Here is a 21,960-nt window from a genome sequence, read left to right on the forward strand (position 1 = left end):
TTCCGCCGCACGCCCGGGAGGGCGGGGCGATCGATCGTGGTCTCCTTCGCCACGTCGAAGAAGGGCAGGCCGAAGTCGTAGATGGTCTCGTAGCGGAACACGGTCTGCGTGAAAGTCTCGTCCGAGTAGTTGCCCGAGGTGCCGACGGTGTGGATGTAGGGCGCGAAGAACTCGGCGGGGAAGATGCCGTTCGACTCGAGCTTCTGCGTGCGCGTGACGTTGGCCGGGGTGTTGGCGAGCCCGCGCAGCGGCGCGTAGTTGGTCCCGTCGTCGCCGCCCCACCGCTGGTAGAGGTAGTTGAGCGTGAACTCGAGCCCGAAGGGTGCGATCGCGTGGTAGCGGACGCCCACCTGGCTGTTGTCGATCGGGTTGCGCGCGTAGTCGCCCTGCTCGAAGAGGCGCGTGTTGTCCATGAGCGTCGTGCACACGCCCATACCCTTGTTCGGCCCCGAGTGGACGATGATGCGCGAGGTGCCGCACACGCCGCCGATGAAGACGCCGTCGATCGGGTTGGTGAGCGGGTTCAGGAAGGGCAGGCCCACGGCCGCGGCAGGAAGGCCTGCTTGGCCGGGTACCAATCGCCGGGGTTCCAGTCGCCGATCGCCTCGGTGACCAGGATCGCCGCGGCCGCGACCAGGAGGGCGGCAAGCGCGAGCCGCCGCGCGGAGCGGGATGCGGGCGGCGCGGGCACGCGGTCTTATACTCGGGGCCGGAGCAGCGGGAAACGCGCGTTGGCCTGGCCGCGCGGGGATGCTAGGACCCCCTCGTGGCCGTCGCCTTCTCGCCGCTGGTCGCGTGCTGGTTCGGGGAGCGCTTCGGCACGCCGACGCCGGCGCAGGCGGAGGGCTGGCCGGCCATCGCCCGCGGCGCCGACACGCTCATCGCGGCGCCCACCGGCTCGGGCAAGACGCTCGCCGCCTTCCTCTGGTCGCTCGACCGCCTGGTCTCCGCCGCGCGGGCGGGCGGCCTCGAGGAGCGCACCGACGTCGTCTACGTCTCGCCCCTCAAGGCGCTCGGCAACGACGTGCAGCGGAACCTGGCCCACCCGCTCGCCGAGATGCGCGCGCTGGCGGAGGAAGCGGGCGCGCCGCTGCCCGAGATCCGCGTCCTGGTGCGCTCCGGCGACACGCCCGCCGCCGAGCGCCGGGCGATGGCGCGCCGCCCGCCTCACATCCTGGTGACCACGCCGGAGTCGCTCTACATCCTGCTCACCGCGGAGGGGAGCCGGCGCTGGCTCGCCGGCGCGCGGACGGTCGTCGTGGACGAGATCCACGCCGTCGCCGCCGACAAGCGCGGGGCGCACCTGGCCCTCTCGCTCGAGCGCCTGGACGCGCTCGCGGGCCGTCGGCTCCAGCGCATCGGGCTCAGCGCCACGCAGCGCCCCGTCGAGGAGGTGGCGCGCCTGCTCGTCGGCGCGGCGGCGCCGCGTCCGTGCGCGATCGTCGACGTCGGGCACCGCCGCGCCCTCGACCTCGCGGTCGAGGTCCCCGACCAGGAGCTCGGGCCGATCGCCACCCACGAGCTGTGGGCCGACATCTACGACCGCATCGCCGGCCGCGTGCGCGCGCACCGGACGACCATCGTGTTCGTCAACACGCGCCGTCTGGTCGAGCGCGTCGCGCACCAGCTCGAGGAGCGCCTGGGCGAAGGCCGCGTGGCCGCGCACCACGGCAGCATGGCGCGGCGGACGCGGCTCGAGGCCGAGGCGCGACTCAAGGCCGGCGAGGTGCCGGTGGTGGTCGCGACCGCCTCGCTCGAGCTGGGGATCGACGTGGGCGCCGTCGACCTCGTCTGCCACGTGGGCGCGCCGCGCGCGCTGGCGACGCTCATCCAGCGCGTCGGCCGCTCGGGCCACACGCGCGGGGCGGTGCCGAAGGGCATCGTCTTCCCGCTCACGCGCGACGACCTGGTGCAGGCGGCGGCCGCGGTGCGCGCCGTGCGCGCGGGGGAGCTGGACACGCTCCGCGTGCCCGAGAACCCCCTCGACATCCTCGCCCAGCAGTGCGTGGCGACGGTCGCGACCGGCGACATGCCGGTGGACGAGCTGTGGGCGCTCGCGCGGCGCGCGCACCCCTTCGGCGATCTTTCGCGCCCTGATTTCGACGCCGTCCTCGACATGCTGGCGGACGGGGTGGCCACCCGGCGCGGCCGGCGCGGCGCCCTGCTCCACCTCGACCGCGTGCACGGCCGCGTGCGCGCCCGCCGCGGCGCGCGCCTGGCGGCGATCACCAGCGGCGGCGCCATTCCCGACAACGCCGACTACGAGGTGGTGGAGGAGCCGCAGGGCCTGAAGGTCGGCACGGTCAACGAGGACTTCGCGGTCGAGAGCATGGCCGGGGACATCTTCCTGCTCGGCAACCGCTCGTGGCGCATCCGCCGGGTCGAGGCGGGCCGCGTGCGGGTCGAGGACGCGGCCGGCGCGCCGCCCACCATCCCCTTTTGGCTCGGCGAGGCGCCGGCGCGCACGCGTGAGCTGTCGGCCGCGGTGTCGGCGCTGCGCGCGGAGGTGGCGGCGCGGCTCCCGGACACGAGCTGGCTCGTGGAGGAGTGCGGCATGTCCGCGGACGCCGCAGCTCAGCTGGGCGCCTACGTGGGGGCGACGCGCGCCGCCCTCGGCGCGGTGCCGACCACCGACTGCGTCGTCGCCGAGCGCTTCTTCGACGAGGCCGGCGGCATGCAGCTGGTCGTGCACGCGCCCTTCGGCGGGCGCATCAACCGCGCGTGGGGCCTGGCACTCCGCAAGCGTTTCTGCGTCACCTTCAACTTCGAGCTCCAGGCCGCCGCCACCGACGACGGGCTGGTCATCTCGCTCGGCGAGCAGCACAGCTTCCCGCTCGACTCGGTGTTCGCGATGGTGCGGTCAGAGACGCTACGCGAGGACCTCGTCCAGGCGGCGCTCGCCTCGCCGCTCTTCACGAACCGCTGGCGCTGGAACGCGACCCGGTCGCTCGCGCTCCTCCGGCACGAGGGCGGCCGGCGCGTGCCCATGCCGCTCCAGCGCATGCGCGCCGACGACCTCCTCGCCGCCGTCTTCCCCGAGCAGGTCGCGTGCGCCGACAACGTGGCGGGGCCGGTCACCGTGCCGGATCATCCCCTGGTGCGCGAGACGATCGACAACTGCCTCCACGAGGCGATGGACGTGGACGGCCTCGCGGAGCTGCTGGCGCGCATCGGCCGCGGCGCGGTCGCGACGCGCGCCGTCGACACGGCGGCCCCCTCGCCCATGTCGCACGAGATCCTGAACTCGAACCCCTACACCTACCTCGACGACGCGCCGCTCGAGGAGCGGCGGGCGCGCGCGGTGGCGCTCCGGCGCACCGACCCGGACCTGGCCGCGGGCCTGGGCGCGCTCGATCTTGCGGCAATCACGGAGGTTCGCGCGCAGGCATGGCCAGACGTGCGCGACGCCGACGAGCTGCACGACGCGCTCCTGTCGATGGTCCTCGTGCCGGCGGCGGAGATCGAGGCGGCGGGCTGGATGGCCTTCGCGAGCGAGCTCGTCGAGCTCGGGCGGGCCACGTGGGCGGCGGGCGGCATGCTCCGCTGGCTGGTTCCGGCGGAGCGCGTGCCGGTCGCGCGCGCGGCGGTGCCGGGGATCGTTTGCGGGCTCGACTGGCCGGCGGCGGAGCCCGGCCGCGAGGAGGCCCTGCATGCGCTCCTCGGCGGCTGGCTCGAGTGCGTCGGCCCGACGACGGCGGAGGGGCTCGCCGCGCGCATCGGCCTCTCGCCGAGCGCCGTCGCGATCGGTCTCGCCGGGCTCGAGCGCGCCGGCATCGCGCTGCGCGGCCGGTTCACGCCCGACGCGCGCGAGGAGGAGTGGTGCGAGCGGCGCCTCCTCGCCCGCATCCACCGCCTGACCCTCGGTCGCCTGCGCCGGGAGATCGAGCCCGTCTCCGCCGCCGACCTGATGCGCTTCCTCTTCCGCTGGCAGCACGTGCAGCCGGGGACGCAGCTCCACGGCCGCGACGGGCTCCTCGAGGTGATCGGCCAGCTCCAGGGGCTCGAGCTGCCGGCGCGCGCCTGGGAGACTCAGGTGCTGCCGGCGCGCATCGCGCGCTACGACCCCGCCGATCTCGACGGCCTCTGTCTCGCGGGTGCGGTGGCATGGGGCCGCCTCGAGACCGATCCGCCCCCGGAGGAGGACGCAGGTCCCCGGCGCGCCAAGGCACCGACGCGCGCGGCGCCGCTCGCCTTCGTGCTGCGCGAGGACCTTGCCTGGCTGCTGGCGCCGACCCACGGCGCAAGCGACCTGCCTTCGGCCGCGCGCGCCGTGCTCGCGCACCTGGAGCGGCACGGCGCCTCCTTCCTGGCGGACATCGCGCGCGGGGCGGGTCTCCTTCCCGCGGCCGCCGAGGAGGCCCTCTGGACGCTGGTCGCGCGCGGCCTCGTCACCGGCGACGGCACGGCGGGTCTCCGCACGCTCCTCAAGCCGGACAGCGAGCGGCGGCCGCGCCGCCTGCGCGCGGTGCGCGGCGGGCGGGCGCGGCTCGTTCCGGCCGGCCGCTGGGCGCTGCTGCGCGCCGGCTGCGAGGTGGGCGCCGACGCCGAGCCGATGCGCTTCGCGCGGCAGCTCTTGCGCCGCTGGGGTGTGGTGGTGCGCGAGCTCCTCGCGCGCGAGTCGCGCATGCCGTCGTGGCGCGTCGTGCTGGGCGCGCTGCGCACGCTCGAGGCGCGCGGCGAGATCCGCGGCGGCCGCTTCGTCGCGGGGCTCGTCGGCGAGCAGTTCGCGCTCCCCGAGGCGGTAGACGCCCTGCGCGCGGTCAGGCGGCGGGCGGAGGAGCCGGAGACCGTGGTCGTGGCCGCCGCGGACCCGCTCAACCTGGTGGGCGTCCTCGTGCCCGGCGCCCGCCTCTCGCCCATGGCGCACGAGGTGATCGCCTTCCGCGACGGCGCGGCGGTGGAGACCGGCGAGCTGGGCGGGGTGCTCAGCCGACTGGGGCGGCGCGCGAGGGGGTAGCGGGGCTCGCGGCCGGGTCACGTCCTGAATGGAAGCCGAGTGCCGAAGCTCGGTGCCGGTGTACTATCGTCCCGTGAGCAGTTGGAGGAGCGGCGGCATGATGACGGCCAGAAGCATCATCCCTCGGGCCTCTTGTCTGAACACGGCTCCACCGTAGTCGCGGGTGGCCTCCATCGCAACCGCGCGGCGACCGCTGTCCGTCAAGATGCATGCTCTCTCGGCGGAGCGCGGTTCAGGCGACTCGGCCCGCCCGGCGCCTCCCAAGCAGGCGATCGAACCGGCGGCTCGCTTCGAGGCCGAAGATCTGTTCCCCACACGCCTCGCAACGTTCATGCGGCACGGCTTCCACCACCTGCCGCCGCGCGCCGATGCGCAGCACGACATCCTCCGTCACGTGCGCGACGCGCTTCGCCCCGCACGTCGGACATGTCGCTCTGCGGCTAGGTCGCGAGCTTGGCCGAGACGAAGACATAGAAGACCTCCTGCCCGCCCTTCCGGCGGATCGTTCCCTTCGTGTAGACCCACGTCCCCGTGAAGGTCGGGCTCTCGATGACGTACAGACGCTCGCCCGCCCGGAGCCGCGCCGGCGACCGCGAGCGCAGGACCTTCTTGATCGCGTTGGCGTTCACGACCGATTCGAGCACGTCCTCGACCGTGAGGCCATCGCGGAGACGCTCCTCGGTCGCCTTGCGCGTGAACTCGACCCGTCGTGCCACGACAAGCCGCTTGATCCGGGTGAGGACATCCACTCGCCGGCATCGTAACTCACGCACCCGCCTCAACGAAGCGATCGTGGGGCCTTTCCGCCCGTGGAGCGTCGGGGGAAAGCCTTCCGGCGCACTGCTGGCTGTCCCCGCGCTGGCAGGCGGCCGATATGCAGGTGAGCTATCTCGCCGCCGCGAAGGCCTTCGGCGAGCTTCTTCCAACTCCGCTGCGATTCGGAAGCGCGATGAGCTTTCAGCCCACCCCGCCGCCCGCCCGCAGCACCGCCCCCTCCGCCGCCGACGACACCAGCGCCACGTACCTGGCGAAGACGCCGCTCGTGTAGCGCGGCGCGGGCGGGCGCCAGCGCGCGAGACGCTGGCGGATGACGGCCTCGTCGACCAGGAGATCGAGTCGGCGCTCGTCCACGTCGAACGCGATCGTGTCGCCCTCCTCGACCGCGGCGATCGGGCCGCCTATCGCCGCCTCGGGCGCGACGTGGCCGGCCATCAGGCCACGCGTCGCGCCGCTGAAGCGGCCGTCGGTCAGGAGCGCGACCTGCTCGCCCAGGCCCTCGCCGACCAGCGCCGCGGTGACGCCCAGCATCTCGCGCATGCCCGGGCCGCCGCGCGGGCCCTCGTAGCGGATGACGACCACGTCGCCCGCCTTGATCGCGCGCCGGGTGACGGCGGCCATCGCGTCCTCCTCACGCTCGAAGACGCGCGCGGGGCCGCGGTGGGTCGTGCGCTCGTGCCCGGCCATCTTCACCACGCAGCCCTCGGGCGCGAGGTTGCCCTTCAGGATGACGAGGCCGCCGGTCGGCTTGAGCGGCCGCTCGAGCGGGGCGATGACCTCCTGCCCGGGCGCCTCGACCGCGCGCGCCGCCTCCTCCGCCAGGGTGCGGCCGCTCGGCGTGAGCGCGCCGCCGTCGACGAGCCCGGCCGCGACCAGCCGCTTCGCCACCACGCCGGCGCCACCCGCGCGGCCCAGGTCGACGGCGGTGAAGCGCCCCCCGGGCTTCAGGTCCGCCCACAGCGGCGTGCGGCCCGAGACCGGGTTGAAGTCGTCGATCGTGAGCGGCACGCCGATCTCGCGCGCGAGCGCCAGGAGGTGGAGGACGGCGTTGGTCGACCCGCCCGTCGCCGCCACACCCGCGATCGCGTTGTCGAAGGCCGCGCGGGTGGCGATCTGGCGCGGGCGAAGGCCGCGCCCGAGCATGTCCATCGCGAGCGCGCCCGACTGGCGGCCGACCTCGTCCTTAGCCGGGTCGGTGGCCGCGATGCTCGCCGTGCCCATGGGCGAGAGCCCGAGAAATTCGAGCGCCAGCGCCATGGTGTTGGCGGTGAACTGCCCGCCGCACGCGCCCGCGCCGGGGCAGACGACGTCCTCGAGCTCCTTCAGGTCCCGGTCGCTCATCTTGCCGGCCGCGTTCGCGCCCACCGCCTCGAAGAGGTCCTGGATGGTGACGTCGCGCCCGCGGAAGCGGCCGGGCTGGATCGAGCCCCCGTAGACGACGAAGCCGGGCACGTCGACGCGGAGCAGCGCCATGGCGCCGCCCGGGATCGTCTTGTCGCAGCCGACCAGCACGATCAGCGCGTCGAACATGTGGCCACGCGCCACCAGCTCGATCGAGTCGGCGATCACCTCGCGCGAGACGAGCGAGGTCTTCATGCCCTCGGTGCCCATGGTGATGCCGTCGCTGATCGCGATGGTGTTGAACTCCATGGGCGTGCCGCCCGCCTCGCGCACGCCGCGCTTCACCTGCTCGGCCAGCCGGCGCAGGTTGAAGTTGCACGGCATGGTCTCGGTCCAGGTGTTGGCGATACCGACGATCGGCCGGGCGAGGTCGGCGTCGGAGAAGCCGATCGCCTTCAAATACGAGCGCGCCGGCGCGCGGTCGCGGCCGTCGAGGAGGGTGCGGCTCTTGTGGCGGGGGTCGAGCGACATGCGGTCTCTCTACCGGATTCGGCGCACGAGCAGAAGAGACGGCAGAGGTACCGGCATGGGGCGCCGCGGACGGTGACGCCGTCCTCGATGTTCACCCGGATGCCGAGTGGGTCTGTTCGAGGAACGGCGGGAGCCCGACGGTGTCCTGGACCGCGGCGGCGAGCATCATCCGCATCGGCCGGAGCGTACGCTCGAAGGGATGCAGGACGAGGCCACACGGGCATGACGGACGTTCAACGCGCCACGGGCGGCAACCTCGCCCGTCCCATTCATCCTCCCTGGCCACCCGCACCCGGGACCTGCTAGCCTCGCGCCTCCCCGTGAAGGTCCGCGCCGCCATCTGCTGGGAGCCGCGCCAGCCGCTCGTGATCGACGAGGTCGACCTCGACGGCCCCCGCGCCGGCGAGTGCCTGGTCCGCCTGATCGCGACCGGCGTCTGCCACACCGACGCCTACACTTTGAGCGGGCGCGACCCGTCGGGCCTCTTCCCGGCCGTCCTCGGCCACGAGGGCGGCGGCGTGGTCGAGGAGGTCGGGCCCGGCGTCACGAGCCTCCGGCCCGGCGACCACGTGATCCCGCTCTACGTTCCCGAGTGCCGCCAGTGCGAGTTCTGCCTCTCCGGCAGGACGAACCTGTGCGGCGCGCTCCTCGCCACCCAGGGGAAGGGCCTCATGCCCGACGGTACGAGCCGGCTCTCGCACCGCGGCCGCATGCTGCATCACTACATGGGGACGTCGGCCTTCGCCGAGTGGACGGTCGCCCCCGAGATCGCGCTCGCGAAGATCCGTCCCGACGCGCCGCTCGACAAGGTGTGTCTCCTCGGCTGCGGCATCACGACCGGCATCGGCGCCGTGCTGAATACGGCCAGGGTCCACGCCGGCGCCACGGTCGCCGTCTTCGGGCTGGGCGGCGTCGGGCTCTCGGTCATCCAGGGCGCGGTCATGGCCGGCGCCGGCCGCATCATCGGCATCGATACGAACCCGCGGAAGTTCGCCATGGCGTGCCAGCTGGGCGCGACCGACGTCGTCGATCCGGCCGCCGTGCCGGGCGTCGCCGAGGCGGTCGTCGAGATGACCCGGGGCGGCGTCGACTTCTCCTTCGAGTGCATCGGCGACGTCGAGGTGATGGGTCAGGCGCTCGCCTGCACGCACAAGGGCTGGGGGCAGGCGATCATCATCGGCGTCGCGGGCGCGGGCGAGGAGATCCACGCCCGCCCGTTCCTGCTCGTGACCGGCCGCGCCTGGCGCGGCACGGCCTTCGGCGGCGTGCGCGGGCGCACCCAGTTGCCACAGTACGTCGACTGGTACATGAGCGGACGCATCAGGGTCGACGAGATGATCACGCACACGCTCGGGCTCGACGACATCAACCGCGCCTTCGACCACATGCATGCGGGCGACAGCATCCGCAGCGTCGTGCTCTACGGAGAGGGGGGACCGCGATGATCCGCTTCTACTACGGCTCGGGCTCGCCCTTCTCGTGGCGGGTCCAGCTCGCGCTCGAGGAGAAGGGGCTCGCCTACGAGCCCGTGCTGCTCAGCTTCGAGAAGGGCGAGCACAAGTCGCCCGCGCACCTGGCACGCAGCCCGCACGGCAAGGTGCCGGCGCTCGAGGACGACGGCATCTCGCTCTATGAGTCGAGCGCGATCGTCGAGTACCTGGAGGAGCGCTACCCGGGTACGCCGCTCCTGCCGACCGACGCGGCAGCCCGGGCCCGCGTCCGCATCGAGGAGCTCGAGTGCCTGCTCTACTTCGCCGAGCGGTTCCTCGGGCTCGCGCGGCAGGTGTTCTTCACGCCCCCCGACAAGCGCGACCCGGCGGCGGTCGAAGCGGGGCGCGCGGAGGTCGGCCGCCAGCTCGGCGAGCTCGAGGCGCGGGCGGCGCGCAGGAAAGGCGAGTACCTCGCGGGCGCGCTGTCGCGCGCCGACTTCACGTGGCTCCCGTTCGTCGAGATCGCGGCGCGTGCCGGCGCCGACCTCGACCGCAGCGCGACGCCGCGGCTCGTCGACTGGCGCTCCCGGATGCGGGCGCGGCCGAGCTACGAGCGCAGCTACCCGCCGCACTGGCGGAAGAAGTAGCTCAGTCCGCCGCGTCCCAGATGCGCAGGACCTCGGCCGCCGTCGTCACCGTGGCGAGGAGCCCGAGCGTGTGCTCGAAGACCGCGTCCACGTAGCTCGGGGGGAGGCCGGCCACGGCGTCGCGCGGCACCACCACCTGGTAGCCCGCGTTCACCGCGTCGAAGACGAGGTTCGTGATCGCGACGTTGACCGACACGCCGACCGCGACGATGGTCCGCACGCCGAGGTTGCGCAGCACGGGGTCGAGCTCCGTGCCGCTCATGGGCGAGAGGCCGTGCAGGCGTGGCAGGACGAGATCCGACTCGGCGACGCCGATCTCGGGCACGATCTCGGCCTGCGGCGAGCCGGGCACCATCGGCCTGGGCGACCGGCGCGTCGCCATGAAGAGCCGCGCGTTCTGGTTCGAGCCGCGGCTGTCGGCGCGGCGGACGGCCGTGGTGTGGACGACGGGTACGCCGGCGCGCCGCGCGGCGGCGACGAGGCGGGCGATCGTCGGGACGACGGGCGCGGCCGCCCGCGCCAGCTCGGGAAGGAGCGAGTGATCGCCGATGACGCCGCGCTGGCACTCGTTGGCGACCAGCGCCGCGTGGGGTGGGGCGAGGAGCGTGCTCAGGTCGACGGCCATGCCGTCACGGCCCCTCGAAGTCGAGGCGAGCGTGGAAGGCATGGCGGCCCGCATCGTCGAAGCTGAGCGGGCCGGTGCCGAGGATCCTCATCAAGACCGTGCGGGCTGCCGGGGCGCTCTGGAAGATGAAGCCCATCATGACCGTCCACATGAAGAACCGGAGGGGGGATCGGTCCCGGCGAGCGCGCCGGAGCGGGAGCGCGAGTCGGGCACGCGGTGCCGTCTAGCACGCTCCGCCCGCGGTGGTCCATGACCGCGGCGACGGCGCGAGCTCGTAGTCGTTCTGGTCGCCGAGCCGGCATCGAGCGAGCCGCACACCTCGAGGGCGTGCGAGGCGCCCTTGACTATCGGGGGTTCCAACGGAATGTTCGCCTCCTCGCGAGAGGGAGGCTGCATGAAGCGATGGATGGTGCTCGGGCTGACGCTGGTGGTCGCCGGGCCGGCGCTCGCCGACCCGACCGCGGATGCGCGCGGGGTCGAAGACGCCTTCGCGCGCGCCTGCGGTGCCGGCGACGTGAAGGGCGTGATGGCGCTCTACGCTGACGACGCGATCGCGGTGTGGCCGGGCCAGGGCGCCGAGGCGAAGGGGAAGGCGGACATCGAGAAGATGGCGGCGGCCCTGTGCAGGGAGCGGGGCGGCGCGCAGTTCGCGCTCAAGTCGCTCGAGGCGCTCCCGCTCGGGGACGCGCACATCGTGACGGTCGCCCACTGGGAGGGCACGATGCCGGGCCCGGGTGGCCGGCGCATCACCACCGAGGTGCGCTCGACCGAGGTGCTGGTGAAGAAGGACGGCGCCTGGCGCTACCTCGTCGACCATGCCTCGGTCGGGACACCGCGCCCGCGCGCTGCGGCCGCGGCGCGCCGCGAGCGACGCACGCGCTAGGTCCGGCAAACGCTGGACAGAGCGGCGCCTTTTTTTGGCACCGGCGCCGCGCGTGCTATCGTGTGTGGCCGGCAGAAAGGACAGGTGAGGCAGAATGCCGCGCGCAGAACGCGTCCCGTGGCAATGCGCCACAGGCGGGGTCCGACGCTCGCCGACGCAAACTCACGGGTGTAACAATACAAATGCCCTGGCATGCCGCCTGCTCGGCTTGCGTCGGGTGTGATGGCGAAGCCCTCGCCGACGAGACGGTCCGGGCGGGCTCCGGCGCCGCGCACGAAGCGCTGCACGGCGTGCAGGCGCGTGAAGCCGCTCAGCGCCTTCTGGCGCCGCGCCGCCTGTCCCGACGGCCGGGACCGCTGGTGCGGCGAGTGCCGCGGGGGCTACTTCCGGAAGTGGTGCGCGACGCACCGCGACGCGTACAACACGCGGCAGCGCGCGTACTACCGGCGGAACCGCGCCCGCCTGCGCGCATACAACCGCGAGTACCAGCGCCGCCGCCGCCGGCTGATGCGCGCCGGGCGGTGGAAGCAGCGCCGCACTTCGTGACGCTCGCTACAGGCGAGGGCCGCACGACGCCCCCGGAGGACCGATGCCGACCGCGCCACGCCCGTCCCGCTTCCGTCTCCCGGCCGATGTCCGGCCGACCGCGTACGATCTCCATCTGGAGCCCGACCTCGAGGGCGGCAGCTTCCGCGGCGAGGTGCGGATCGCGCTCCGGCTCGCACGGCCGCGCGCGGAGATCGTGCTGCACGCGACCGAGATCACCATCGAGCGCGCGGCGGCGCACGGCGGCGGCCGGGAGATGCCCGCGCGCGTCCGCCTCTCGCGCGCGGACGAGACGGCGGCGCTCCGCTTCGCGCGGCCGCTCGCGGCGGGCGAGGCGACGCTCGCGCTCCGCTTCGGCGGCCGCCTGAACCAGCACCTCCGCGGCCTCTACGCGGCGAGCGCCGACGGGCGCCCCTACGCCTTCTCGCAGTGCGAGGCGGCCGACGCGCGCCGCATCCTTCCCTGCTTCGACGAGCCCTCCTTCAAGGCGCGCTTCCGCGTCGCGGTCCGCGTGCGCGAGGGCGAGACGGCGGTGTCGAACGGGCCGGTGGAGCGCGAGGACCCCGTGCCCGGCGGTCGCATCCTCCGCTTCGCCGAGACGCCGCCGCTCTCGACCTACCTCCTGGCGCTCGCGGTCGGGCGCCTGGAGGCGTCGGCGCCGCGCCTGTGCGGCCCCGTGCCGATCCGCGTCTGGCACGTGCCGGGGAAGGGGCGGCTCACGGACTTCGGGCTCGAGGCGGCGGCCGAGGCCCTCGGGCGCCTCCAGGACTACTTCGACATTCCCTACCCGTACGGCAAGCTCGACCTGGTCGCGGTGCCGGACTTCGAGGCGGGCGCGATGGAGAACGCGGGCGCCGTCTTCTTCCGCGAGACGCTCCTCCTCCTCGATCCCGCGACCGCCTCGCTCACCGAGCGCAAGCGGGCCGCCGAGGTGATCGCGCACGAGCTGGCGCACATGTGGTACGGCGATCTGGTCACCATGGCGTGGTGGGACGACCTCTGGCTGAACGAGGCGTTCGCCACCTGGATGGCGTACCGGGTGGTCGACGACTGGCGGCCCGAGTGGCGCATGTGGCAGGGCTTCGAGCACGACCGCGCCAGCGCGCTCGCCATGGACGCGCTCGCCAACACCCACCCGATCTACGCCCGGGTGCGGAGCGTGGCCGAGGCGACACAGAACTTCGACGCCATCACCTACGAGAAGGGCGCCGCGGTGGTGCGCATGATCGAGCACTACCTGGGGCCCGACGCCTTCCGCGACGGCGTGCGCCGCTACATGCGGCGCCACCGCGAGGGCAACACGGTGGCGGCGGATCTCTGGCGCGCGCTCGCGGAGGCGTCGGGCAAGCCCGTCGCGCGCCTGGCGCAGGCGTGGATCGCGCAGCCGGGCTTCCCGCTGGTCACCATCGCGCCGGCGCGCGACGGTGGTCGCCCGGCGCTCGCCGTGCGCCAGGAGCGCTTCTTCGCCGATCCGCGCGTGCCCGCGGCGCGGCGCCGCGCGACCTGGCCGGTGCCGCTGGTCGTCAAGTGGCGCGGCGCGGACGGTGCGGCGACCGAGCGCTTCCTCGTCGACAAGGCGCGCGCCAGCCTCCCGGCGCCCGGGGCGCCGGCATGGTACTTCGCCAACGCGGACGCGGGCGGCTTCTACCGGGTGGCGCACGACCCGGCCGACCGGGAGACGCTGCTCGCGGATCCGGGCGCCGCGCTCACGCCGGTCGAGCGGCTCGCCCTCGCCGGCGACCAGTGGGCCCTCGTCCGCGGCGGCCGCGCCCCGATCGAGTCCTTCCTCGACGTCGCCGCCGCGCTCGGCGAGGAGACCGACTACGACGTGCTCGACGGCATCGCCGGACCGCTCGACCTGATCGACGAGCAGGTGGCCGAGCCCGGGAGCGGGGCGCAGGCGGCGCTCCGCGCCTGGATCACGCGCCGCTTCGGGCCGCAGCTCGAGCGGCTCGGGTGGACGGCGGCGGCGGGCGAGGACGACCCGACCCGGCTCCGGCGCGCCGCGCTCGTGCGCCTGGTGGGCGCTGTGGCCGAGGCGCCCGCCGTCCTCGCCGAGGCGCGCCGCCGGCTCGACGCCTACCTGGCCGACCGGAACGCGCTCGAGCCGAATCTGGCCGACCCGGTCGTCGCGCTCGCCGCGCGCGTCGGCGACGAGGCGCTCTACGAGCGCTATCGCGCCGCCGTGGCCGCGGCCGCCACGCCGCAGGAGCGGCGGCGCTTCCTCCTCGGCCTCGGCTCCTTCCGCACGCCCGCAGCGCGCGAGCGCACGCTCGCCGCGCTGCTCACGCCGGAGATCCCGACCCAGGACGTCGCCTTCCTTCTCATGCGGCTCCTCGGCAACCCCGCCGCGCGCGGCGCGGCGTGGCGGTTCATGACCCGCAGGTGGGCCGCGCTCCGCCGGCGCATCCCGCCGCTCATGATGTCGCGCGTGGTCGAGATGACGCCGGCGCTGCGCGAGCCGCGCTACGCACGCGAGGTCGCCCGCTTCTTCCGCACCCACCCCGTCCCCGAGGCGACGCGCGCGCTCAGGCAGGCGCTCGAGGTGTTCCGGCTGAACGCCGAGCTCAGGCGGCGGACGGCGCCGGGGCTGGCGCGCTGGCTCGCGGAGCGCTCCTAACCCGCGACCCCGAGCGCCGCGCGCCAGGCGGGGCCGGGCGGCGCGTAGGGACGCCACGCGCCTTCCGGCTGCGCCAGCCGGTCGGCGATCACGAGCAGCACGCCGGGATGGTGCCCCATCCCGCAGTGGCTGCTCCGCACCTCGATGTTCTCGGCGAGCGGCCCCTCGTCCTGGAGGCAGCTCCGCCACGCGACCACGCCGTCGCTGCGGCTGTAGAGCGAGCTGGAGGGGATGGGGAGCGGCGCGCTCGAGTCGGGCGGGCCCTGGCTGCGCCGCACGCCCCGGTAGAAGCGGGCGACGCTCGCCGCGGACGGCGCCCGGAGCGGGCTCGCGAGCGTGATCACCTGGCGCACGTCGGCGGGGAAGCGGCGGGCGAGCTCGCGGGCGTAGATGCCGCCCAGGCTCCAGCCGATGAGGCTCAGCTTCCGCCCGTGCCGCGCGCGGAGCAGGCGGAAGCGCCGCCCGAGCGCGGTGAGGGTGTCCGCGTCCGGCCTGAGGTTCCGCCCGAGCCGCCAGCCGTGGACGTGGTAGCCGCGGTCACGGAGGAAGCGGCGCAGCGCCCAGGTCGAGCGGTCGTTCGCGAGCCAGCCCGGCAGCACGAGCACCGGGTGGCCGTCGCCGCGCGGCGCGCGTGCGAGCAGCGGGAGCGCGGGCACGAGCGCGGCGAACTCGAGCCACGCCCGCCCTTCGAGGGCGAAGAGGACCGGCGAGGGCAGCGAGATGCGCGCGGCGGCGGCCACGACGGCCCGAGCCTTCCCGATGCCGCGGGCGGACGCAAGGTGGGGCGCCGGGAGCCGACGATTGCGGCTCCGCCGGGGCGGTGACTAGACTCCGCCGCCGGGAGGAGGCTCACATGGATGCGAAGCTGTGGAGCGACATGTTCCACCTCGGCGTGCCGGTCGCGGAGAAGGTGCTGCGGGCCGTCGTCGTCTACGCCTTCCTGGTGGTCGGCCTCCGGCTCGCCGGCAAGCGGGAGCTGGCGCAGCTCAATCCCTTCGACCTGGTCGTGCTGCTCACGCTCTCGAACACCGTGCAGAACGCCATCATCGGCGACGACAACTCGGTCACCGGCGGGCTGCTCGGCGCCGCGACCCTGCTCGCGGCGAACGCGCTCGTGGTCCGCTTCCTCTACCGCCACGAGCGGCTCGAGCGTCTGGTCGAGGGCGAGGCGGACGTCCTCGTCGAGAACGGGAAGATCCGCTTCGATCGCCTGAAGGCCGAGCTGATCACGCTCCCCGAGCTCGAGTCGGCGGCGCACAAGCAGGGCTTCGAGTCGCTCGACGAGGTGGACCGCGCCGTCCTCGAGCCGGGCGGGACGATCTCGTTCATCGGGAAGAGGCCCTCCCCCGAGGCCGTGCGCCACGCCGAGCTCACGCGCCGGCTCGACCAGATCGTGGGCGAGCTCGCCGCCATGCGCACCGGGCTGGCGCGCACGTCTTGACATCGGACGGCGGCCGGCGCACGGCTCGGGCGCTCGCGCATGGCCCTCCCCCCGAACCGCCGCCGCCTCTTCGACGACCTCTACCATCACCTCCTGAGCGCGCCCTGGTCGGGCCTGGTCGCCACCATCGTCGGCCTCTACCTCGCGGCCAACGCCCTATTCGCGCTCGCCTATCTCGCCCAGCCGGGGAGCGTCGAGAACGCCCGCCCGGGGTCGTTCGTCGACGCGTTCTTCTTCAGCGTGCAGACGATGGCGACCATCGGTTACGGCAAGCTCGTGCCCCGCACGCCGTTCGCGAACGTCCTGGTCACCGTCGAGGTACTCGTCGGCCTCTTCGGGGTGGCGATGGTCACGGGGCTCATGTTCGCCAAGTTCTCACACCCGACGGCGCGCGTGCTCTTCAGCCGCCACGCGGTGGTCGCGCCCCACGACGGCGTGCCCTGCTTCATGTTCCGCATGGCGAACGCGCGCGGCAACAACATCGTGCACGCCGAGGTGCGGGTCGTGCTGGCGCGCGAGGAGACGACGCTCGAAGGGAGTCGGATGCGGCGCTTCCACGACCTCGTGCTCGTCCGCCCGGGGAGCATGCTCTTCGCGCTCAGCTGGACCGCGATCCATCCCATCACCGAGGCGAGCCCCTTCCACGGCGCGACCCCCGCCTCCCTCGCGGCCGTGGAGGCAGAGATCGTGATCTCGCTCATGGGCTACGACGAGAACCTCGCCCAGACCGTCCACGCGCGCCATCGCTACCAGCCGGGCGACATCGCGTGGGGGGCGCGCTTCGTCGACGTCCTCACCCGGGAGCCGGACGGTGTGCGGCACATCGACTACGCGCGCTTCCACGACGTCGTCCCGCTCGCGGCGCCCGAATAGGAGGCGACCCGGGCCGTCATAGGGATGGATTCGATGGCGCGTCCGGGAGGAGCTGTCGCCCTCGTCATGCTGCTCGCGCTGTCGGCGCAGGCGGGTAGCGACCTCCCCGTGCGCCGGGCGCTACGCGTGGCGAGCGTCGTGGTGGAGACCACGGGCTGCGCCGGCGTGGTCGCCGAGAATCCGCAGGTCATCGTCACCGCGAAGCACTGCGTGAAGGGCCGGACCCTCCGCGTGCGCCTCTCGACCGGCTCCGAGCGCACCGCGTGGGTGGTCGCGGTGAACGACGCCAGCGACCAGGCCGTGCTCTTCCTCGAGGAGCCGGCGGACGTGGAGCCGCTCGCGATCGTGCGGCGGCGGCAGATCCCCGGCACGGTGCTCTACTTCGAGGGCAACCCGGAGCGCCCGCGCTTCCAGAACGCGCGTCTCGACCGCATCGGCCGCTGCCCGTCGCTACCGGATCTGCCGAACGCCCTCTTCACCAGCATCGACGGCCGGCCCGGCGACTCGGGCGCCCCGCTCGTCGACGGGGCGGCCGCGATCGTGGGCCTGGTGCACGGCGGCACGCGCTGCCACATCGCGACGCCGGCCGCGACGCTGGCGCGCCTCGTCGATCACGTGCTCGGGCGGTACGTGGTGGAGACGACGCGCTTGTTCGGGCGGCGCATGGGAGTATTGCTCGACAAGGCGAGCGAGCTCGGCGGGGCGCCCGCGTCCCTCACGCGCCCCCGCTCGCCGTGCCGAGGCGGCGGAGCTTGGCGTAGAGGGCCTCGCGCGTGATGCCGAGGCTGCGGGCGGCGGCGCTCTTGGTGGGCTGTTGCTGGAGGCGCTGGCGGATGAGCGCGAGCTCGACCCGCGCGAGGATGCGGGCGAGCGGCTCGCCCCGCAAGGCCGGGTCGGCGGCGCGGATGCGCGGGGCCAGGTGGTGGCGGTGGATGCGCTCTCCCGCGTCGACGGAGAGCACCAGGCGGTGCACCTCGTTGGCGAGCTCGCGCACGTTGCCCGGCCAGGCGTGGGCCTGCAGCGCCCGCAGTGCGTCGCCGTCGAAGCCGCCCGTCGCGCGGCGCTCGCGCTCCTCGCAGCGGGAGAGGAAGTGCGCCACGAGCGCCGGCAGGTCGGCCATACGGTGCCGGAGCGGCGGCACGCGGATCGGAAACACGGCGAGGCGGTAGTAGAGGTCCAGGCGGAAGCGACCCGCCGTCACCTCGGCCTCGAGCGAGCGGTTGGTGGCCGCGACGATGCGCGCGCGCACGCGGCGGGCGCGGTCGGCGCCCACCGCCTTCACCTCCTCGTGCTGGAGGACGCGGAGGAGCTTCGCCTGCACGGCCGGCGGCGCCTCGCCGATCTCGTCGAGGAAGACGGTGCCGTCGTCCGCCGCCTCGAAGAGCCCGCGACGGTCACGCTCGGCGCCGGTGAACGCCCCGCGCAGGTGACCGAAGAGCTCGCTCTCGAGGAGCGACTCGGGAATGGCGGCGCAGTTCTGCACCAGGAAGGGCGCCTGCGGGCGCGGGCCGCGGCGGTGGGTGGCGCGCGCCAGGAGCTCCTTGCCGGTGCCGGTCTCACCCTCGAGGAGGACGGGCACGGTGCTCCGGGCGGCGCGCTCGAGGAGCGCCAGAACGGCCCGCATGTTCGCGGTGGTGGCGACGAACGCCGCCCCCTCCGTGCCGGCGAGCGCCGGGGTGCCGCCGACGAGGCAGGCCTCGTCGACGCCCGAGAGCACCGAGCGGCCGAGCGCCTCGCGCACCAGGACGGGCAGCTCCTCGGCGTAGCGCGGGTGGAGGCTCACGTAATCGGCCGCGCCGAGCTTCATGGCGGCGACCGCCAGCTGCTCGGAGCCGTTCGCCGTCACCACGATCACGGGCAGATCGCGGCGCGCGGTGCACAGCGCCTTCAGCACGCGCACGCCCTTGGCGTCGGGCAGGCGCACGTCGGTCACCACGCAGCGGATGGCCGGGTCGCGCAGCGCCACCAGCGCGCTCTCGAGGCGCTCGGCAGTCGTCACGCGTACGCCCGCCTCCATGCGCACGAGCGCCCGCCGCGTGGCGTCCGCATGGTCCGCGTCGCCGGCGACGAGCAGAATGTGGAGCTCCATCGCATCCCTCCCCTCCTCGGCAGCGCCGCTCCCCGGGCGCGGTGGCGGGGTGAGCATGTCGGCCGGGCGGCGGGTGAGTCAATGCGCGCTCCGCGTCCATCCGCCGGGTGGCTCTGGGCGCTCTACGAGCGTCCTGCATGGCGCCGGCGCACCGGCCGCCTGTGTCGCGGGCTGCAGCGCGGACACGCACAGCCCGACGGCGGCCGCGTGCGGCGACCGGACGAGCTGCGCCCTACGTCCCCCGCGGCAGCCCGAGCACCTGCATGGCGATGATGCCGCGCATGATCTCCGACGTCCCCGACGCGATGCTCGCCGCGCGCGCCCCGAGGTAGCCGCGCTGCACCCACTGCGCGGGGTCGGCGTGGGTGCCGTCCTCGGGCCGGGGCGTGTCGTAGAGGAGCCCCTCCGGGCCGAGGAGCTGCATCCCGATCTCCGGCATCGCCTGCGTCAGCTCCGTCCAGTGGAGCTTGATGATCGACGCCTCGGGCCCCGGCATCCCCATGCGGAGCAGCTTGTCGAGCGTGCGCTGGCAGGTCATGCGGAAGACCTCGGTGCCGAGGTACATGCGAGCCAGGTCCTGGCGCAGCAGCTGATCGCGTCCCGCGCCGCGCTCGCGCGCCAGCTGGAGCAGCCGATCCCGTGCCTGCTTCAGGAGGATCTGCATGCTCACCACGTAGAGGATGCCGCGCTCGTTCTGGAGCGCCGCCACCGCGATCTGCCAGCCGTCGTGCAGCTCGCCGAGCAGGTTCTCGCGCGGCACGCGCACCGCGTCGAAGAACATCTCGTTGAACTCGGCCTCGCCGGTGATCTGGCGGAGCGGGCGCACCGTGATGCCCGGGCTCTTCATGTCGACGAGCAGGCACGAGATGCCCTTGGCGCGCCGGGTCTCGGTGTCGGTGCGGCAGAGGAGCATGCACCAGTCGGCGTGGTGCCCGAGGGTCGTCCACACCTTCTGGCCGGTGACCTCGAACCAGTCGCCCTCGAGCACCGCCTGCGTGCGCAGCGAGGCCAGGTCCGAGCCCGCGCCGGGCTCGGAGAAGCCGAAGCACCAGAGATGCTCGGCGTTGAGGATGCGCGGGGCGAAGCGCCGCTTCTGTGCCTCGGTGCCGTAGGCGAGGATGGGCGGGCCCGCGATGCCGATGCCGAGGTTGCCGATGATCTCCGGCGCCCCGGCGCGCGCCATCTCCTCGACGTAGGCGAGCTGCTCGGGGATACCGGCGTCGCGGCCGCCGTACTCGCGGGGCCACGTGATGCCGACCCAGCGCGCCTCGGCCAGCTTCCGCTGCCAGGCGCGCAGCCGGCGGATGCGCTCGTCCTCGGGGAGCCTGGCGGCGCGCTCCGGGCTCAGGTCCCGGGGGACGTTCGCTGCGAGCCAGGTGCGGAGCTCGCGACGAAAGGCGTCGAGATCCTGCTCTGCCATCGTCCCCGGATAGCAAGGACCGGGGAGCCACGTCGAGTGGTGGGTTGCCAGCCGGTCACCGCTCGGGTACCTGGGACGCCCCGTGCCCGCCCCGCCGCCGCTCCTCGCCACCCCCGGCGAGCTCGCCGCGCTCGCGGCCCAGGTGGGCGCGGCCGGCCGGCTCGCCATCGACACGGAGTTCATGTGGGAGCGGACCTACCGCCCGATCCTGGGCGTCGTCCAGGTCGCAACCGACACGAGCACGGCGGTGATCGACACGCTCGCGGTGAAGGATCTCTCGCCGCTCTTCCCGCTGCTGCGCGACCCCAAGGTGCCGGTCGTCCTGCATGGTGGCGGCCAGGACCTGGAGATCTTCGCCGCGCTCATGGGCGCCCCGGTGCGCGGCGTGGCCGACACGCAGGTGATGGCCGCTTTCCTGGGCTACGGGCTCCAGGTCGGGCTCACCATGCTCCTCGAGCGTGTGCTCAAGGTCCGCATCAAGAAGGATCAGACCTACACCGACTGGACGCGCCGGCCGCTCAACGCCGGGCAGCTCGTCTACGCCCGCGAGGACGTGGCGCATCTCCTGCCCCTGTATGACCGGCTGCGCGCCGACCTGAAGACGCGCGGGCGCACGGCGTGGGTCGAGGAGGAGCTGCGCGCCCTCGAGGACGCCGGTCGCTTCGCCGAGTTGCCCGACGACGAGCGCTACCGGACGGTGAGAGGCTGGCAGCGCCTCGGTGCGCGCGAGCTGGCGGTGCTGCGCGAGCTCGCCGCGTGGCGCGAGCGGAGCGCGGCGCGCGCCAACATCCGTCCCAACTTCATCGCCAACGACATCGTCCTCACCTCGCTCGCGGCGCGTCCGGTGACGAGCATCGAGGAGCTGAAACAGATGCGCGGCCTCACCGCCGGCACGGTCGACCGCCACGGGAAGGGCATCCTGGCGGCGCTCCGTGCCGGCCTCGCCTGCCCGCCGGAGCGCTCCCCCGAGCCGCCGGCGCGCCACCGGCACAAGGGGCCGCCGCCCGGGCTCGTCGCGCTGCTCCGCGCTGCGGTGCAGGCCGTCGCCGAGCGCGAGGACATCGCGCCCGAGGTGATCGCGAGCGGCCGCGACATCGATGCCCTCGCGGCCTACGCGGTGGACGGGAGCGCGCTCGACGACGTCGTGGTCGCGCGCGGCTGGCGCCGCGCGCTGGTCGGCCAGACGCTCCTCGCGATCGCCCGCGGCGAGCTCGCGATGCGCTACGACGCCGGCCGGCGCGAGGTGGTGGCGGAGGCGGTGCCCCGCGGCAGCCTCTGAGAGGTCAGGGCGTGACCTTCACGATCACCGTCTTCCCCGCCCGCACCCGCTCCGGGCGCGGGCGGAAGAAGCCGAGCCACGATATCCAGTACTTGTCGTCGTAGACGGGCGCCATGCGCGCCGCGACCTCGGGATCGTGCACCAGCTCGGCCCGGCCGACGAAGTGCGGGCCGTCGGGCTGCCCGACCCAGACGAGGAGCGGGCTCCCGCGTGCGATCCGCCGTGCCTTGTGGCTCTGCGGGCCGGTCGTGAAGTAGACGGCCTCGCCGTCGAGCATGAACCAGACTGGCACGGGCCTGCTCGGCGTGCCGTCAGCGCGGCGCGTCGCCACGTATATCTGCCTCGCGGCGCGGAGCGCGGTGGCGACGTCGGGGGCGAGCGGCATCGGCGAGGGCACATACCACAGCTCCCGCTCGGCCCGCATGCGAGCCACTCCTTGACGATGAACTGAGCCCCGCCGCGAGCTGCCGGGGCTCGTGAGGCTGGTCCGGCGGGCGCGGC

At 74.0% G+C, this 21,960-nt stretch carries 19 protein-coding genes; 10 read left to right on the plus strand and 9 right to left on the minus strand.

The window, feature by feature from the left end; all coding sequences use genetic code 11:
• Nucleotides 1–542: hypothetical protein (locus tag E6J59_13310; protein ID TMB18893.1), on the minus strand; the 542-nt coding region annotated here is incomplete at its 3' end.
• Nucleotides 543–766: 224 nt separating this feature from the next.
• Between E6J59_13310 and E6J59_13315 the strand changes: the two genes are divergently transcribed.
• Nucleotides 767–4,957 (plus strand): DEAD/DEAH box helicase, encoded by a 4,191-nt coding sequence (locus E6J59_13315; protein TMB18894.1) that lies wholly within the window; start codon nt 767–769, stop codon nt 4,955–4,957.
• A gap of 232 nt (nt 4,958–5,189) precedes the next feature.
• On the opposite strand, the gene E6J59_13320 is transcribed toward E6J59_13315, so the two are convergent.
• From E6J59_13320 to ilvD, 3 genes are all read right to left on the minus strand, one after another.
• The gene (locus E6J59_13320) at nt 5,190–5,429 is read right to left on the minus strand and encodes a YgiT-type zinc finger protein (protein ID TMB18895.1); all 240 of its coding nucleotides are present in this window, start codon (nt 5,427–5,429) and stop codon (nt 5,190–5,192) included.
• On the minus strand, nt 5,398–5,673 hold the full coding sequence (locus E6J59_13325; protein TMB18896.1) for a hypothetical protein: 276 nt from the start codon (nt 5,671–5,673) through the stop codon (nt 5,398–5,400). Before E6J59_13325 ends, E6J59_13320 begins: the two co-directional genes overlap by 32 nt.
• Before the next feature lie 241 nt (nt 5,674–5,914).
• The gene (gene ilvD / locus E6J59_13330) at nt 5,915–7,606 is read right to left on the minus strand and encodes a dihydroxy-acid dehydratase (GenBank protein ID TMB18897.1); all 1,692 of its coding nucleotides are present in this window, start codon (nt 7,604–7,606) and stop codon (nt 5,915–5,917) included.
• 320 nt (nt 7,607–7,926) lie between these two features.
• Between ilvD and E6J59_13335 the strand changes: the two genes are divergently transcribed.
• Together E6J59_13335 and E6J59_13340 are read left to right on the plus strand one after the other, a co-directional pair.
• Nucleotides 7,927–9,051, plus strand: coding sequence for an S-(hydroxymethyl)glutathione dehydrogenase/class III alcohol dehydrogenase (locus E6J59_13335; protein ID TMB18898.1), 1,125 nt, complete (start codon nt 7,927–7,929; stop codon nt 9,049–9,051).
• The gene (locus tag E6J59_13340) at nt 9,048–9,683 is read left to right on the plus strand and encodes a glutathione S-transferase family protein (protein TMB18899.1); all 636 of its coding nucleotides are present in this window, start codon (nt 9,048–9,050) and stop codon (nt 9,681–9,683) included. The genes E6J59_13335 and E6J59_13340 overlap by 4 nt, the downstream gene beginning before the upstream one ends.
• A gap of 1 nt (nt 9,684) precedes the next feature.
• On the opposite strand, the gene E6J59_13345 is transcribed toward E6J59_13340, so the two are convergent.
• Nucleotides 9,685–10,308, minus strand: coding sequence for a cysteine hydrolase (locus E6J59_13345; GenBank protein TMB18900.1), 624 nt, complete (start codon nt 10,306–10,308; stop codon nt 9,685–9,687).
• Between the two features lie 364 nt (nt 10,309–10,672).
• Here E6J59_13345 and E6J59_13350 point away from each other — a divergent pair, with 364 nt between their 5' ends.
• The 3 genes from E6J59_13350 (at nt 10,673) to E6J59_13360 (ending at nt 14,357) form a co-directional block, all read left to right on the plus strand.
• The gene (locus tag E6J59_13350; GenBank protein ID TMB18901.1) at nt 10,673–11,191 is read left to right on the plus strand and encodes an SgcJ/EcaC family oxidoreductase; all 519 of its coding nucleotides are present in this window, start codon (nt 10,673–10,675) and stop codon (nt 11,189–11,191) included.
• Between the two features lie 300 nt (nt 11,192–11,491).
• Nucleotides 11,492–11,737: a hypothetical protein gene (locus tag E6J59_13355; protein ID TMB18902.1), complete on the plus strand. Its 246-nt coding sequence runs from the start codon at nt 11,492–11,494 to the stop codon at nt 11,735–11,737.
• Nucleotides 11,738–11,780: 43 nt separating this feature from the next.
• Nucleotides 11,781–14,357, plus strand: a complete 2,577-nt coding sequence (locus E6J59_13360; protein TMB18903.1) for a M1 family metallopeptidase — start codon at nt 11,781–11,783, stop codon at nt 14,355–14,357.
• On the opposite strand, the gene E6J59_13365 is transcribed toward E6J59_13360, so the two are convergent.
• Nucleotides 14,354–15,097: an alpha/beta hydrolase gene (locus tag E6J59_13365; protein TMB18904.1), complete on the minus strand. Its 744-nt coding sequence runs from the start codon at nt 15,095–15,097 to the stop codon at nt 14,354–14,356. The genes E6J59_13360 and E6J59_13365 overlap by 4 nt on opposite strands.
• Before the next feature lie 125 nt (nt 15,098–15,222).
• Here E6J59_13365 and E6J59_13370 point away from each other — a divergent pair, with 125 nt between their 5' ends.
• Genes E6J59_13370 through E6J59_13380 form a run of 3 tightly spaced genes read left to right on the plus strand, consistent with a single transcriptional unit; the run spans nt 15,223 to nt 17,448 of the window.
• Entirely contained in the window at nt 15,223–15,798 is a 576-nt protein-coding gene (locus E6J59_13370; protein TMB18919.1) for a DUF421 domain-containing protein, read from the plus strand.
• Between the two features lie 39 nt (nt 15,799–15,837).
• Nucleotides 15,838–16,671, plus strand: a complete 834-nt coding sequence (locus E6J59_13375; GenBank protein ID TMB18905.1) for an ATP-sensitive inward rectifier potassium channel 10 — start codon at nt 15,838–15,840, stop codon at nt 16,669–16,671.
• 24 nt (nt 16,672–16,695) lie between these two features.
• Nucleotides 16,696–17,448 (plus strand): trypsin-like peptidase domain-containing protein, encoded by a 753-nt coding sequence (locus E6J59_13380; GenBank protein TMB18906.1) that lies wholly within the window; start codon nt 16,696–16,698, stop codon nt 17,446–17,448.
• Here E6J59_13380 and E6J59_13385 read toward each other — a convergent pair.
• The gene (locus E6J59_13385; GenBank protein ID TMB18907.1) at nt 17,387–18,817 is read right to left on the minus strand and encodes a sigma-54-dependent Fis family transcriptional regulator; all 1,431 of its coding nucleotides are present in this window, start codon (nt 18,815–18,817) and stop codon (nt 17,387–17,389) included. The genes E6J59_13380 and E6J59_13385 overlap by 62 nt on opposite strands.
• A 175-nt stretch (nt 18,818–18,992) precedes the next feature.
• Nucleotides 18,993–20,363 (minus strand): acyl-CoA dehydrogenase, encoded by a 1,371-nt coding sequence (locus E6J59_13390; GenBank protein ID TMB18908.1) that lies wholly within the window; start codon nt 20,361–20,363, stop codon nt 18,993–18,995.
• On the opposite strand from E6J59_13390, the gene E6J59_13395 reads away from it, so the two are divergent.
• Nucleotides 20,263–21,459: a ribonuclease D gene (locus E6J59_13395; protein TMB18909.1), complete on the plus strand. Its 1,197-nt coding sequence runs from the start codon at nt 20,263–20,265 to the stop codon at nt 21,457–21,459. The two genes, E6J59_13390 and E6J59_13395, sit on opposite strands and share 101 nt — an antisense overlap.
• Nucleotides 21,460–21,463: 4 nt before the next feature.
• Here E6J59_13395 and E6J59_13400 read toward each other — a convergent pair whose 3' ends face one another.
• A complete protein-coding gene (locus E6J59_13400; protein ID TMB18910.1) occupies nt 21,464–21,883 on the minus strand; it encodes a hypothetical protein in 420 nt (139 codons plus the stop codon).
• Nucleotides 21,884–21,960 lie beyond the last annotated feature (77 nt).

This window comes from Deltaproteobacteria bacterium (assembly GCA_005879795.1).
Lineage (GTDB): Bacteria > Desulfobacterota > Binatia > DP-6 > DP-6 > DP-6.

Excerpts from the sequence above, each read along its gene's own strand:
- E6J59_13320 (TMB18895.1), bottom strand. The coding sequence starts at position 5,429 with ATGTCTTCGTCTCGGCCAAGCTCGCGACCTAGCCGCAGAGCGACATGT.
- ilvD (TMB18897.1), bottom strand. The coding sequence starts at position 7,606 with ATGTCGCTCGACCCCCGCCACAAGAGCCGCACCCTCCTCGACGGCCGC.
- E6J59_13340 (TMB18899.1), top strand. The coding sequence starts at position 9,048 with ATGATCCGCTTCTACTACGGCTCGGGCTCGCCCTTCTCGTGGCGGGTC.
- E6J59_13345 (TMB18900.1), bottom strand. The coding sequence starts at position 10,308 with ATGGCCGTCGACCTGAGCACGCTCCTCGCCCCACCCCACGCGGCGCTG.
- E6J59_13350 (TMB18901.1), top strand. The coding sequence starts at position 10,673 with ATGTTCGCCTCCTCGCGAGAGGGAGGCTGCATGAAGCGATGGATGGTG.
- E6J59_13360 (TMB18903.1), top strand. The coding sequence starts at position 11,781 with ATGCCGACCGCGCCACGCCCGTCCCGCTTCCGTCTCCCGGCCGATGTC.
- E6J59_13375 (TMB18905.1), top strand. The coding sequence starts at position 15,838 with ATGGCCCTCCCCCCGAACCGCCGCCGCCTCTTCGACGACCTCTACCAT.
- E6J59_13380 (TMB18906.1), top strand. The coding sequence starts at position 16,696 with ATGGATTCGATGGCGCGTCCGGGAGGAGCTGTCGCCCTCGTCATGCTG.
- E6J59_13385 (TMB18907.1), bottom strand. The coding sequence starts at position 18,817 with ATGCTCACCCCGCCACCGCGCCCGGGGAGCGGCGCTGCCGAGGAGGGG.
- E6J59_13390 (TMB18908.1), bottom strand. The coding sequence starts at position 20,363 with ATGAACTCCGTGTCGATGGCGAGCCGGCCGGCCGCGCCCACCTGGGCC.
- E6J59_13400 (TMB18910.1), bottom strand. The coding sequence starts at position 21,883 with ATGCGGGCCGAGCGGGAGCTGTGGTATGTGCCCTCGCCGATGCCGCTC.